Source organism: Chryseobacterium arthrosphaerae, from assembly GCF_001684965.1.
GTDB lineage: Bacteria > Bacteroidota > Bacteroidia > Flavobacteriales > Weeksellaceae > Chryseobacterium > Chryseobacterium arthrosphaerae.
Genome location: NZ_MAYG01000001.1, coordinates 2243371 through 2257861 on the forward strand (window position 1 = coordinate 2243371; position 14491 = coordinate 2257861).

Below are 14491 nucleotides of genomic sequence, written 5' to 3' on the forward strand. Positions count from 1 at the left end.
AAGTAAACTTTTTTAAGGCGCTAAGATTTTATCTCCGATAAAATTTCTATAGATCTTTTTTCGCAAAGGTTTTATTGATATAATGTATAATCCGAGGAAGCAAAGGGATGGTGGCTGCGCCACTGATGAAACCAGATGAATGGTGCGAATGTTTATCACAGCAGTATTTTTACCCCTCTTACCCCCTTCACCAACCCTCTCCAGGTAGTAGAGCAACCGTATCCACCCCCTTGGGTAACGGTATCCACCCCCTTATACAACCCCCTGGAACCCCTTAAGCAACCCCCTCTACCCCCTTGGGTAAGGGGGTAGAGCCCCTTCATGAAGGGGGTGGAGACCGTTCATGAAGTCCCTCCAGAGGCTTGTTGAAGGGGCCGGAGGGACTTTGGAAGGGGCTAAAGCTATTTCTGAGCACAATTTGTGGAGACCTTAAAGAAAATTTACGTTTTCCCGTAAGCATAAACTTCAGATTTTTCTTATCATTGCGTTTAAAAGTAAGCCAGAAAATTCATAATAGTATTGAATACTGCTTATTGAAGGATAAACATGAAAAGAACAAATAACCATACATGAACATTCAGGAAACATATAATCATTTTATAAACAAATCAAATGTTGAAAATTGGGATTGGTACCATACCCTAAAAAAATATTCTGATATACTCCAAAAAATAAAGGCAGCCGCTCAACTTGGTCATTACAATTCTTACAATGAACTAAACAGTCATTTTCGGAGCTTAACAAACGAAGAAAATGAGGATTTTTTAGACCGTTATCTTTTTAGAAAAAATAATGGCTTATCAGAAATTCCCCAACAATTAATTACAATAAACAGGAGACATGAAATTTTAATTCAGGTAAATTCTTCTTTTTCCACTCTGAATAATATCTTGAAGGAAAACGATATTAAAACCTGTTTAAAATTAATTCTGGAATTTATAGACCAAAACAAATGGAGTGTTGCCAATCGTTTCTTAAGGGCACTATTTCCCAATCATTTTACTTCAATAGATTCTTACAAACACTTTGAGCTATTAAAGAAAAAACTTAAAACGGATTTTAATCTTACAATCAGTGCTAAAAATGTAGTCGAAAAAAATGAATCTGCACTTTCTCTGATCAAGTTTGATGACATTTATAAAGCACAGATTTTCTTCTGGATGTTAAAAAAGGATGAGATACCCTCTTTTGATAATCAGCTCAATAATATGGCCCATACAATAGCAACTACTAAAATGGAAGAAAAATATCCTATCAACCAAATCCTTTTTGGCCCCCCAGGAACAGGAAAAACATATCACACAATCAATAAAGCAGTTGAAATTATTAATTCAGATCTTGATTCATTTCAATCCAGAAAAGAGATTAAGGAAGAATTTAGAAATCTGGTTGAAGAAGGGCAAATTGTTTTCACCACTTTTCATCAAAGTATGTCGTATGAAGATTTTATTGAGGGAATAAAACCCGAAACTGTTGAAGATAAAGATGGAAATAAAAATATTATTTACGATATAAAAGACGGCATTTTTAAACTTCTTGCAGATAAAGCAAAAGATAATTGGCTCAGTTCCCAATCAACAGACCTTACAAAATTGTCATTTGAAGAAGCCTTCACCAGGTTGAAAGAAGATTGGGATGAAAATAATAAGATTAAATTCTCATTAACAAAGAAGGGTTTCGAATTTACGATTCTCGGGTTCACCGGAAAGTCTATCAAATTTGAAAAATCAAGTGGCACAAGTAATCATACATTAAGTATAAATACTTTGCGCGATTTTTATTATGATAAACGAGAACCGAAGAAAACAGGAGTTGGCATTTATTACCCTTCAATTTTAGACAAGCTTTTATCTTATTCTTCAAGTGAGACACAAAAACCGGAACTTCAGAATTTTGTTCTCATTATCGATGAAATTAATCGTGGAAATGTATCTCAAATTTTTGGTGAGTTAATAACCCTTATTGAGGAAGACAAACGTTTAGGGAATGATGAATCTCTGGAAATCACCTTACCATACAGTAAAGAAAAATTTGGAGTACCTCCCAATCTTTATATTATTGGAACAATGAATACTGCAGACCGAAGCGTAGAAGCATTAGATACCGCATTAAGAAGAAGATTTTCTTTTGAAGAAATGCCTCCAAAACCTGATCTTCTCCTGTCTCCATCTGAAATGATTGAAAAGCTTCTTTGGGATTATAAAGAGTATCCCTGGGAAGATGAGGAATATGAACCAAAGGAGAGAGAGCTATTTGATTTATTAAATGTTCCTCCAAAGTTGATGAGTGACAGGAAAAGTATTTGGAAAACAATGAACACAGATAAAGACAGCGGAAATATAAAACATGGAACGTACTTCAGTGAATTCTTCACTGATATTGATTGTAAAAATTTATTGATAACAATCAACAAAAGAATTGAAAAACTCATAGACAAAGACCATGCTATCGGGCATGCTTATTTTATGGGAAAAAATGATAAGACTATAGTTGATTCTTTCTATAAAAATATCATTCCGCTTTTACAGGAATATTTCTTCGGAGATTATGGTAAAATAGGATTGGTATTGGGAAAAGGGTTTATACGGAAGAAAGAATATAACGCATCAGTTTTTGCAGATTTTGACTACGAAAATGATTATTCAGAAAGAGAATCCTATGAAATCATAGATTACAGAAAACCTGATTTGAATTATGAACTTCCCCTTGAAGAAGGTAAAGTGAAAATGACATTTGAGAGAGCTGTTCAGTTACTAATGAATTAATTTCAGATGAAATCAACAGAATCCATTGTGGTGTTTGAACATGAAACATTTCATTTCAGAGAAGAGCACAAAAAAATGAAGCTTGACACAGCTTTGGAAAATTATCATGGTGACGGTACCCCATTTTTCAGTCTTGTAAAAAATGGGGTGAAGTTTAATCAGCATGTCGGAATCCTGAAGGTAGGCCGTACAACAATTGAAATTCTTCCAAAGGCAGACCGCAACGAAAAAGATGAGTGGAGACAGTTACTGATTGACATGATAAAAACCGTTTGGGAGTTTGACGTTAAAACTTCCGGCAGTGCCGATGTAAAACTTAGAAGCACATCTGTTCTGGACCTTTATTTTGAATTATATGTAAAGGAGCTGGAGTATCTGCTGCACCGGGGACTTATCAAAAGGTATAACAGAAAGGAAGGAAATCTGACCACATTAAAAGGTTCACTTCAGTTTTCCAGGCATATCTCACAGAATCTGGTTCATAAAGAGAGATTCTATGTAAAATATTCTCATTATGATGTGAATCACAAGATTCATTGTATTTTGTATAAGGCCCTGAAACTTATTGAGCAGACCAATAATAAGCCATATCTGAGCAGCAGAATAGGAACATTGCTTTTGAATTTTCCCGAAATGAATGATCTGAAAATTACAGAATCTACTTTTGAAAAAATTAATTATGACCGCAAAAACCTGCATTATGAAAATGCGCTGCAAATAGCAAAACTGCTCTTACTTAATTATCATCCTGATGTTTCCAGAGGGCGAAATAATGTACTCGCCCTGATGTTTGATATGAACCGTCTCTGGGAACAGTTTGTATATGTAGTTTTAAAGAAAAATATAAAACATGCAGATATCAGAGTAAGAGCCCAGCAATCCAAAGAATTCTGGAGATCTGCTACTGCCTCCAGCAGAATGAAACCGGATATTGTACTGGAGTATAACGGAAACAGAATTGTTCTGGATACAAAATGGAAAAACCTGAACGGCAGCCATCTTCCATCCCCTGAAGACCTGAGACAGATGTATGCTTATCACAGGTATTTTAAAGCGGCAAAAACAGCTTTGGTATATCCTGGAGAAGAAAGTAAACTCATTACAGGTGACTATTCTGCCGTAGAAAATGATCAGCTCACAGATCAGCTTACCTGTGGAATTGCCTTTATTTCTACCCATAAAGATATCAGGCAGTGGAAGGAGAACATTGTATCATTTGTAAAAGACAATTTTATTAGCTCGTGCAGTTCGGATGTAAGTATTTTAAAAGATTGATAAGACAAATGATCCGCTTAGACTACCGCGCCAACTACTCATTCAGACTATCCAAACAGTTTGTCATTCCGCAGGAATCCAGACACAGAAAGCTTTCTAATTCGCATAACAAATGAGTAAAAAAAGGGCGTAGATTCCTACGGAATGACAAGGTGGACGCATATAAAGTACGTATGGACAATTATTGCTACAGATCTTAATACCAATTATTTGCTCACACCCACGACCCACTCTAATTGTGTGCTTAGACTAGCCACACCTACTATCCGCTCCGACTATCCATACAGTTTGTCATTCCGTAGGAATCCAGACACAGAAAGCTTTCTAATTCGCATAACAAATGAGTAAAAAAAGGACGTAGATTCCTACGGAATGACAACGTGGGCGCATATTATTTGCTCACACAACCACACCTACTATCCGCTCAGACTATCCATACAGTTTGTCATTACGCAGGAATCCAGACACAGGAAGCTTTCTAATTGGGATAACAAATGAGTAAAAAAAGGACGTAGATTCCTACGGAAAGACAAGATGGGCGCATATTATTTGCTCACACACCCATACCAACTATCCGCTCAGACTATCCATACAGTTTGTCATTACGTAGGAATCCAGACACAGGAAGCTTTCTAATTGGGATAACAAATGAGTAAAAAAAGGACGTAGATTCCTACGGAATGACAAGGTGGGCGCATATTATTTGCTCACACACCCACACCCACACCTACTATCCGCTCAGACTATCCATACAGTTTGTCATTCCGTAGGAATCCAGACACAGAAAGCTTTCTAATTCGGATAATAAAACTAGAATTTCCTCTTTCGATTATTTTAATTAAAATCCAATAAAAAAACAACCGAATATATTTTTTTGTAACTTTTGTAAAACAAACCACAAATGATTGATTTTTCAAAAGGAAGATATACCTACTATATCTATATTCTTACCAATAAAAATAGAACAGTACTTTATACCGGTGTTACAGGAAACCTCCACAGGAGATTGTATCAACATAAAACAAAGCTAAACCCCAATAGCTTCACGGCAAGATATAATCTTGAATTCCTAATTTATTACGAAAAATATGATTGGATACATCATGCCATTAAAAGAGAAAAGGAAATTAAGAACTGGTCAAGACTCAAAAAGCTTGAACTTATAAGAAGAACAAATCCAAATTTAGAATTTTTGAATTACTTGTTTGAAAGTTGGCTTTGATACTACTAACAAGCAGAAATGACCAATCTTGTTATACTAGAAAAACCTAAAAAAAGAAAGTTTTTAATTTTGATAATAAATGGTGGTGATAAAAACAAAAGTTTAGATTCCTGCGGAATGACAAAGTGGGCGCATATGATGCAGGTATGGATAATTGTTGCTACAGACTTTATACCAACTATCCGGTCAGACTATCTACACAGTTTGTCATTCCGTAGGAATCCAGGCATAGGGAGTTTTTAATTGGGATAACAAAGGGGTAAAAAAGGGGCTAGATTCCTGCGGAATGACAAGGGATGCGCATATTATTTGCTCACACCCAAACCAACTATCCGCTCAGACTATCTACACAGTTTGTCATTCCGTAGGAATCCGGGAACAGGAAGCTTCGGTTTTACCAGATAATTCTTCCAACTCCTACGCCCTTCATAATACTTTAACACCCTTTATACCCCATCCCCAGATAAATTTTCGTTCTTTTGCAAAAAGTTTTAATTTTTACCATAGCATGTCGAAGTTTGATGAAATCCGGTATTTTCATGATCATGAAGTGAATGAAAGATTGCAGAGTGTAGCCCGTGATCCGATGATGAAAGCACTGATGACCTTTACTTTTCCCGGTGTGGACGAGCAGGTTTGGCTGGAACAGTTTAAAAATGTGCATTCCATTAGTGATTTTCAGCATCAGTTTGTGGCGTATGCCGTTCGTCAGATTCTTGCCAGGAGTTCTGAAGGATTAACGACTTCAGGTTTCGATAAGCTTGATAAAAACACGTCTTATCTTTATATTTCGAACCACAGGGATATTGTGCTGGATACCTCACTCCTAAATCTTGTACTGCTGGAAGGAGGTTATGTGATGACCGCATCAGCGATTGGAGACAATCTTGTGAAAAGAAATTTCCTGAATATACTGGCCAAACTGAACCGTAATTTCTTAGTTCAGAGAGGATTGCCAATTCGTGATCAGCTAAAAAGCTCACAAACCCTGTCCGAATATATTAGCATGCTGCTACAAGAAGAAAACCGCTCGGTATGGATTGCCCAGCGTGAAGGCCGTGCGAAGGATGGTAATGATGCTACCCAGCAGGGGGTGTTAAAAATGCTGGCCATGGCAGCCGGAGACAAGTCATTAATCGATTATTTTAAAACATTAAAGATCGTTCCTATCTCCATTTCCTATGAATATGATCCTACAGATTCCTTAAAAATGCCTCAACTGCTGGCCCAGCACAGGGATGAACAATACATTAAAGGAAAGAACGAAGATTTCAACACCATACTCAGTGGGATTTTAGGGCAAAAGAAAAGAATACATCTGCATGCCGGCGATGTTATTGATACGGAACTGGATGATATTGCCGCTACGATTGAGAATAAAAACAAGCAGTTGCAGGCTGTTGCCCAGGTGATTGACGATTCCATCATTAAAAATTATAAGCTCTGGCCTACGAAATATATCGCTTACGACCTCATCAACAATACAGACACTTACGCTTCTCAATATACGGAACAGGAAAAACAACTGTTCATCAGAAGGCTGGAAATGCGTATTGATCCGTCTGATCCAGTTTCTAAGGAATATTTCCTATCAATGTATGCAAATCCTTTAGTAAATAAATTAAAGGCAGAAGAGAATTGATTTAGCTCACTATCTATCATTATATTTTAACGACAGTTCTGACCGCTTTTCAATGGAATAATAAGGAAAGTAAAAATCATCTGTCTAAAATAAACAGTATCTTCGTACCAAATTTGACAAGTATGAAAAAAATAGTATTACTGGCCTCAGCCCTGTTTATTTTACATTCCTGTGTGGTAAGAACAGCTACAAAAGTGGTATCGGGTGCCGTAAATTTAGGTTATAAGGCTGTAAAAGGAACAGTAAACGGGATCAGCTGGGCCGTAAGCAAAGCGAAAGGGAAAATAGATGAGGACCGCATAGACGGAACATGGAAAATCGTAGGGGTTTACAAAGGTTCTTTTGAAGATTTTTCCAAAGATCAGAACCCGGAAGCTTCCTTTACATCAGATTGTACAGACAGTTTCGACCAGATTATTTTCAAAGCGAAAAAATCTAAATTCAAACCGGTACACTGCAGCTCCCAGGATGAAGACTGGGTAAAATATAAAATGGAATTCGGGAAAAATCCTTTAACCAAAGAAAAGGAAAATTATATAGAATACAATTCCAACAATTATATTTCTGTGATTGATGTAAATAATAAAACGATGGTGCTGGAAGGAAACCTGATGCCTAAACTGGCGTTTTCTGGAGCCAAACTTTATCTTTTGGAAAAAGTAAGATAGATTCCTATTGTATATAAAAAAACAATCCCTGCTCTCAAAATAAATGAAAGCAGGGATTTTCTCTTTAGCCAGCGGCTACAGTTGCATATGCAGAACAGGATATTCTTTCCCCTCTCCATCCAGTTCGGATTTCCTCAGGATTTTGAAACCTATATAGTTGTAGAAACCAACAGCCTGGGCATTTTGCTCATTCACATCCACTTTGGTCACCTGTAAATCTGATATTGCGTAGGTTGCTAATTTTTTTCCTATTCCAGTTCCTCTATAGTCATTGTCTACAAACAACATTTCAATGTTTCCTTCCGCAACTCCTAGAAATCCGACTAAAATCCCTTCCTGCTCAAACCCTGACAGGGTGACATGCTGAAAATAAACAGGAAGTTGTTTTTTATAATATACAAAGTCTTCTTCTTTAAGAAAATCATGGGTGTTCACCACTGCACTCTCCCAGATCTCTATCAGACGCGGATAATCTGTTTCCTTAATTTCTCTGATCATAATTGTAAATTTAGAATTACAAAGGTGAGAACTTATCTGTCTAAAACACTGAACCCAGGTTAAAAAATACGCTTACGTATTCTGCTTAATGCCTGTGGGGTTATTCCCAAATAAGAGGCTATATCTTTCAGGGGTATATAATTTAATGTAACACCATATTCATCCATCATCTGCAGATAATACTGTTCGGGCGAATACTTGATCAGGTCAATATTTCTTTTCAGGATTTTATTCAGTAATATGGCCGTCAGGTCATCAAAAACGGCTTTTAGCCCGGGAATAGCAGAATATAGCTCTTCAGCATTTTTTTTATCTATCCTATAGAGAATACTGTCTACCATCGTTTGTACATTAAAAGCAGACTTTTCCTGTAGTGTAAATGATATATTCGACAATGAAAAGGTTCCCTTTTTACAAAACCAAAAGGTTTGCTCATCTCCTTTATGATTAACGATCCAACATCTTAATAAGCCATCAAGCACAAAATAGCTATATTTCTCTGTTTCTCCTTCCTCAATCAGAAATGTATTTTTCCTGACGATGATCTGTTCAAAATACTGATCAAACAAAGTAGACTCTTCTAGACTAAAGGGATTGATATCTACCTTAAACTCTTCAAATAATTTTTCTAAAAGCATCTGATAAAATTATGCAAACATCTCGGTTTAAAATCTTTCAAAGATACACAATGATAATGGCGGATCATATCTTTTACAGTTGCAGACCATTATAAAATCATTTAGTTTCTATCTCAATAATTTTCCGTCCCTGCTTTCCTAAATAATGAAGTACCAGTTTTTCATACACTTTGTAACCGTCGTCTACGTTGGTAAATATCACAATCCCTTTTCCCGAACCAGGCAGTACAATGGCAATACATCTGGTTCCCTGATCTGCTCCGCCATGGGATAAAGCATATTCGCCTTTGCCAAAGTCATAGATTTCCAGCCCTAACCCGAAATATTTATCCTCTTTTACTTTTACCTGTTTTCTGATCATTTCCTGAAAGACTTCCGGCTTCAGGTTTTTTCCTTTCATAACGCTGATCATAAAATTGGCGTAATCTTCAATCGTGGTGTGCAGATCATCGGCAGCATTTGCTGTTTTAATTTTCTCAATTGGATAGGCATTTCCCTTTTCGTTGTACCCGGCTACAAATTTTTTCTCATCCGTATTCTGATCCCAGATATAGTTGGTGCTATGCATTTTGAGAGGCTGAAAAATAAGTTCTTTTGCAAGTTGGTCCAATGATTTTCCGAACTTCTTTTCGAGGGCTTTCCTAAGGTATTCAAAACCTTCTCCTGAATATTGGTATTTTGTACCGGGATCAAACTGAAAGTTCAGTTTTTTATCATCATTCATCCATCTCCAGTTGGGAAAACCGGTCTGGTGGCTCAGGATGATTCTGGTTGTCAGTTTCTGATGTCTGGGATCATTGATGATATCCGGATCTGTCCAGTATGCATCTAAAGGTTCATCCAGTTTCCATTTTCCTGAGCTTATCAGCCTTAATGCAACCATTGCTGTGACAGGTTTGGTAAGAGAAGCTACATTAAAATAAGCATTTTGAGGGACTGAAACTCCTTTTTTGGTATCTCCGAAAACTTTTACCTGCTGTAGTTTTCCTCCTTCAATAATTCCTAATCCCAGGGTTGGAATATTATTTTCTTTCAGCCAGCTTTGCATCGACAGATCGTTATCGAACATTGTTTCACTGTCAGTAGTCTGTTTAGGATGGTGATCAAAACTCAACGAATTCTTAAGTTTCCATTCTGCATTTTCCAGGATCCACAGATGGGTAAATTTTGCTTCCCCAACTAATTTCTCAGCCTGATCTCCTATCTTTTCATAAAACAAGTGATCTCCATTCTGAATGGCAGCATATATTTTCCCTTCTTTATACATGGGATAAATCTGAGTGCTTTTATCTATTAAAACTCTTTTTAACCGGTAAGTTTCAGGAGACTTGCACAACCCGTTTTTAAAATCAATGATGAATTTCTTTTTGTCTTCAAAACCTCCTTTATCGTGATAAAATTCGAACCTGTCACTTAACATGCTTTCCATTTTTCCGATGTTACACGTATTGTAACCTGCTGAAAAAAACAGGCTGTCTTTTGACATAATTGTTTTGTAAAGGGGATCTGTTTTTTCTGCCTGTGCATGAACTATGGTCATCAGCAGAATAAAAAAGAGAAGGATAAGCCGGGCTGATTTTGTCATTGTTATTTTTTTGACAAAGATTCAATTTCATTTTGTTTTTCAAATAAAAATGAACCCGACAAAAACCCGACAAAGCCCCGACAAAATTTATAACATACTGAATTTCAGTTTAAAATACAATTTCTTTTTACGGTCAATTTCAGCAGCATTTCTAAGTATCATGAATACATTAGACAGGGCAATAAGGATCATCAGAATAAGGGTAAACTCTTTTCCAAGCTTTAAAAAGATGCCGATCATAAATACAATAGGCGCCATAGCAGTCCAAAACATCTGCAGGGAGATAATCTGTTTGGTCAGACTGTTCCTCTGCTTCGTCAGAAACATCAGCAGAAAGGGAGCCAGAATATTTAACGGCGGTGCTACTACAAATAATAAGGAGGAAAGATTGATCATTTTAATCCGGGAATAGCTGATGGTTTCAGATCCCTCCGTGGTTTCTGTTTTTATTCCGTTATTTTCCGGGGAAATAATGGTTTCATCCTGCAGTAATAAAGATTCTTCTATTTCCAGAGTTTGTGCCAAAGCTCTTAAAGTATGTCCCTTAGGTTCTGTTCCGGATTCTATCCTCTGAATGGTACGTACAGAAATTTTTGATCTTTCTGATAATTCTTCCTGGGTAAGGTTTTTCTGTTCCCTTAAAGTTTTTAATTTAGACATTGGATTGCTTTGAAGAAAATTCTATTGATTTTGTGAGGCTAATTTACGTTTTTCACTACTTAAAATACAATACAAACCGTAATATCGGTCAGATCATAATTTTCAGCAGAAAATTTTAATGAATCATTTCCAAAGTATTGTCCCTTATTTTAATTAATGACACCTTTGCATAAAATTATTATGATTCCTCTTCAAGAACTTTCATTCTTCATCCTGGTGGCTCTGGTCTTAGTGATCAGCCCGGGACCTAATATGATCTACCTGATTTCAAAATCAATCACGCAGGGAAAGAAGTCCGGATTTATTTCTTTAGCCGGTGTGGTAGCCGGATTTTTATTTCATATCGTTATGGTGTCGTTTGGCCTTACGGCTGTTTTGCTGGCTGTTCCGTTCGCTTATGGGGTTCTCAAAACCATTGGAACCGTTTACCTTTTATACCTGGCTTATCAGGCGATCAGGCCCAAAAGCAAAAATATTTTTGAGGTAGATCACAATGGTTCACATGACAGTCCTAAAAAGCTTTTCACCGTCGGATTTCTAACCAATGTACTGAATCCGAAAGTGGCTGTATTCTATTTATCTTTTTTCCCGCAGTTTATTAAACCAGAATATGGATCTGTATTCACTCAGAGTTTAGAACTTGGCGCAGTTCAGGTTCTCGTAAGCTTTAGTGTCAATTTCCTGATTGTCCTTACTGCAGCAAGGGTTGCTTTATTTTTTTCCAATAATCCGGCATGGATCAGGGCTCAGAAATGGTTTATGGCCGGTGTTCTGACTTATCTGGCTGTGAAAATGGCATTTTCAAAAGCGAAATAGTGATCTTAAAACATTACCGAAACATAATAAAACAGCAGTCCGAAAGTATTACAGGCTGCTGTTCCGGAATATGGAATTTTTGATAATAAGGTCTCTTTCTTTTACTATAAATAAAAATCCGGAACAGCATGATATCCTGCCCCGGACTCTGATGTATATTCATATAAAAATCTGAACTGTATAACTGCGTTACAGCCATGTCACAAATTTCAGATTAAAGTTCCGGATGCCTAACCGTATAAATACGCAATCTTACAACCCGGTATTTACACGGATTACTGATTTATTTCAACCTTCTTCCCAGTCCTTTAGCCTTCTCCAGCCATTTACTCCGCTGCTCATCTTCAGAATTTCTGATGATTCCTATATAGGTTACTTTTACCGGTTTTACGCCACAAAATTCCAGGGTTGATTTTTTTAACTGATTGACGCTTGGCCTACCGTACATAAGGCGGTAATACCAGCCAGGCTGATCAAGGGTTGTCATGATATGGGCCGTTTTTCCTTTCAAAAGCCTGTCCCACCATACAGAATTTTTTCTGTACTGATAAGCGAAACCGGGAAGAAAAAGCCGGTCTATAAATCCTTTTGTAAGGGCCGGCAAACCTCCCCACCAAACCGGATGTACCCAAACCAGATGATCTGCCCACTGAATGATTTCCCAGGCTCTGACAAGGTCCGGTTCCAGTTCCATCCTTTTCTGATAGCCGAAACGTAAATTGGGATCAAAACGGAGATTTGCAATAGCAATTTCTTTTATTTCAGCGCCTGATTCCCTGGCACCGGCTTTATAAGCATCCACAATCCCAAAATTAAAGGAATCTTTATTCGGATGCCCGTTGATGATGGCTATTTTTTTCATGGGGCAACATTGATATTGATCGTCTCATAGGCATTAAGTTTTTCCAGTAATGATAAGGGATCATGCAGCTGGTGGCTGAAGTACACCTTATTTTCATGCGGATTTTTCAACAGTTCTTCTGTGTGCAGCACCGCTGAGAGAGCTGTAAGTTCGGCCTGCCCTTGTGTGCTTTGAAGACTTAGTTTTTTTGATCCGTTTTTATCTTTCACTACAATTTCGAAGACAGACTGATCACCGTTTCCACTTAACCCGAAAATCATTTTTCTTTCTTTTAGAGATAAAATACTAAAGATTCTCAGATATTGGAAACTGCCTAATAACCAGGTGATAAATTTAGAATTATAAGTCATTTTAACGCTTACATCCGGTACTCTTTCAATCCGGTTTAAAATATAGAGATCGGGAACGTCAAAATTGTAGGCATTCCTCTTTCCTATTCCAAAAGAAAAGTCAAAAACTTCAGTGTTTAGAAAATGCCGGATCGCAACAGGCCTGTCATTTTTATACTCATGAAAAGGAACAGCTACATTTTCAGCCATAAAGTGTGCTGAACTTTCCCCGGCTTTATCTTTTACAGAATAATACACGAAAAGTTTTATTTCCCGGATATCATCTGCATTGTGTGAAAGTGTACCGGCAAGTCCGGGAACAATCCCTCCCATCCATCCGGAACTGAAGACCACTCTACTCCCTATTTCCCGGTTTTTGGCAAGACCATAAGCTTTTACAAGATCCGGCGTCGGTTTGGTAATATCCAGGTAGTCAATATGGTTCTTTATTGCAAACTGAAGGATATGATCATTTTTATCATTCACGGAAAGAATGATCAGATGAATCTTTTTACCGGTAATGGTTTTAAAAGTAGCAGGATCCGTAACGTCTATTTTCAGGTCATTTCCCGTTTTTCCTCCTTTACGCCCGCCAATAAAGATGTTGAATTGAGGGTTTCTTGATTTCAGAATACGCGAAATTGTTTTCCCTACTAACCCGTTTCCGCCTATGATCAGAATATTGTGTTCCATATGTTTTTTTGACAAAATTACAGAGCAGCCGATCCCTGAAACAGGACAAATGTCTAAAAGGAAGCAAGCTATCTAACAACATAGGAACATAGGCAATGAGTTTACATATGATTCTATCGGAGATTTGCGGAATTCACAAATAAGAAGAAAAATATTCATTCATGGCTTATGCGGGATTTCCGGCTGTGGGAAATATAATTTCTAAAAAGTAATTTCTTTTCTGATCCGGCTCAGGTGTCTTTGGGTAATGCCAAGGTAAGAAGCCAGATACTGCAGTGGGATATTCTGAATATAATCAGGATGATTGCTCAGCAATGTGGAATAGCGCTGGGCAGCACTATCCCTTTGAAGCTGGAAAAAACGGGTCTCAAGCTCAAGGTATTCCTGTTCGGCAATGATCTTTACAAAGCGGGTCCAGTTCACGTGATCCTGTACCCATTCATCCACTGTTTCTTTTTTCAGTACCAACACCTCTGCATCAGTAATAGCCTGCATATTTTCTTTACTCAGACCTCCTGAAATAAATGAAGAATAGGCTGCAATCATGTGATTGGGAAACCTGAAGCAATAAGTCATATCCTTCCCATCATCAGACATATAAAAGGAACGGAAAATACCGGACTGTATGAAACCTACTTCTTTACACCGCTCACCTTCGCGGATGAAATAATCATTTTTACTGACTTTTCTCAACTCGAAAAGCTGTAGGAATTCTTTAATTTCATCTTCAGAAAAAAGGTTAAAACTCTGAAAATAGTCCTTTATCATCATTGTATCACGGGTTTCAATTGATCATGGCGAAAATAGTCAAATATTTATTAATTCTTTATGAAACCGG

The 14491-nt window shown here is 37.2% G+C and carries 13 protein-coding genes; 6 read left to right on the forward strand and 7 right to left on the reverse strand.

The window, feature by feature from the left end:
- Positions 1-569 precede the first annotated feature (569 nt).
- The 5 genes from BBI00_RS10000 to BBI00_RS10025 all read left to right on the forward strand — a co-directional run bounded on the left by BBI00_RS10000 (position 570) and on the right by BBI00_RS10025 (position 7572).
- On the forward strand, positions 570-2765 hold the full coding sequence (locus BBI00_RS10000; protein WP_065398629.1) for an AAA family ATPase: 2196 nt from the start codon (positions 570-572) through the stop codon (positions 2763-2765).
- A gap of 6 nt (positions 2766-2771) precedes the next feature.
- On the forward strand, positions 2772-4040 hold the full coding sequence (locus BBI00_RS10005) for an McrC family protein (protein ID WP_065398630.1): 1269 nt from the start codon (positions 2772-2774) through the stop codon (positions 4038-4040).
- Positions 4041-4941: 901 nt separating this feature from the next.
- On the forward strand, positions 4942-5262 hold the full coding sequence (locus BBI00_RS10010) for a GIY-YIG nuclease family protein (protein WP_065398631.1): 321 nt from the start codon (positions 4942-4944) through the stop codon (positions 5260-5262).
- A 508-nt stretch (positions 5263-5770) separates the two neighbouring features.
- Entirely contained in the window at positions 5771-6904 is a 1134-nt protein-coding gene (locus tag BBI00_RS10020; RefSeq protein ID WP_065398633.1) for a 1-acyl-sn-glycerol-3-phosphate acyltransferase, read from the forward strand.
- Positions 6905-7026: 122 nt separating this feature from the next.
- Positions 7027-7572 (forward strand): hypothetical protein, encoded by a 546-nt coding sequence (locus BBI00_RS10025; protein WP_065398634.1) that lies wholly within the window; start codon positions 7027-7029, stop codon positions 7570-7572.
- A 75-nt stretch (positions 7573-7647) separates the two neighbouring features.
- Here the strand turns inward: BBI00_RS10025 and BBI00_RS10030 are convergent, their stop codons facing one another.
- The 4 genes from BBI00_RS10030 to BBI00_RS10045 form a co-directional block, all read right to left on the reverse strand.
- Positions 7648-8070, reverse strand: coding sequence for a GNAT family N-acetyltransferase (locus tag BBI00_RS10030; protein WP_065398635.1), 423 nt, complete (start codon positions 8068-8070; stop codon positions 7648-7650).
- 59 nt (positions 8071-8129) lie between these two features.
- Positions 8130-8708 carry a Crp/Fnr family transcriptional regulator gene (locus BBI00_RS10035; protein WP_065398636.1) on the reverse strand — a complete coding sequence of 193 codons (579 nt, stop codon included), beginning with the start codon at positions 8706-8708 and terminating at the stop codon, positions 8130-8132.
- Between the two features lie 97 nt (positions 8709-8805).
- Complete coding sequence (locus tag BBI00_RS10040; RefSeq protein ID WP_065398637.1) at positions 8806-10293, reverse strand: serine hydrolase; 1488 nt, start codon at positions 10291-10293, stop codon at positions 8806-8808.
- 87 nt (positions 10294-10380) lie between these two features.
- Positions 10381-10953, reverse strand: coding sequence for a helix-turn-helix domain-containing protein (locus BBI00_RS10045; protein ID WP_065398638.1), 573 nt, complete (start codon positions 10951-10953; stop codon positions 10381-10383).
- Between the two features lie 180 nt (positions 10954-11133).
- On the opposite strand from BBI00_RS10045, the gene BBI00_RS10050 reads away from it, so the two are divergent.
- Complete coding sequence (locus BBI00_RS10050) at positions 11134-11769, forward strand: LysE family translocator (RefSeq protein ID WP_065398639.1); 636 nt, start codon at positions 11134-11136, stop codon at positions 11767-11769.
- A 283-nt stretch (positions 11770-12052) separates the two neighbouring features.
- Here the strand turns inward: BBI00_RS10050 and BBI00_RS10060 are convergent, their stop codons facing one another.
- The 3 genes from BBI00_RS10060 to BBI00_RS10070 form a co-directional block, all read right to left on the reverse strand.
- Positions 12053-12631: an NAD(P)H-dependent oxidoreductase gene (locus BBI00_RS10060; RefSeq protein ID WP_065398641.1), complete on the reverse strand. Its 579-nt coding sequence runs from the start codon at positions 12629-12631 to the stop codon at positions 12053-12055.
- Entirely contained in the window at positions 12628-13653 is a 1026-nt protein-coding gene (locus BBI00_RS10065; RefSeq protein ID WP_065398642.1) for a saccharopine dehydrogenase family protein, read from the reverse strand. Before BBI00_RS10065 ends, BBI00_RS10060 begins: the two co-directional genes overlap by 4 nt.
- 201 nt (positions 13654-13854) lie before the next feature.
- Positions 13855-14421 carry a Crp/Fnr family transcriptional regulator gene (locus tag BBI00_RS10070; RefSeq protein ID WP_065399699.1) on the reverse strand — a complete coding sequence of 189 codons (567 nt, stop codon included), beginning with the start codon at positions 14419-14421 and terminating at the stop codon, positions 13855-13857.
- Positions 14422-14491 lie beyond the last annotated feature (70 nt).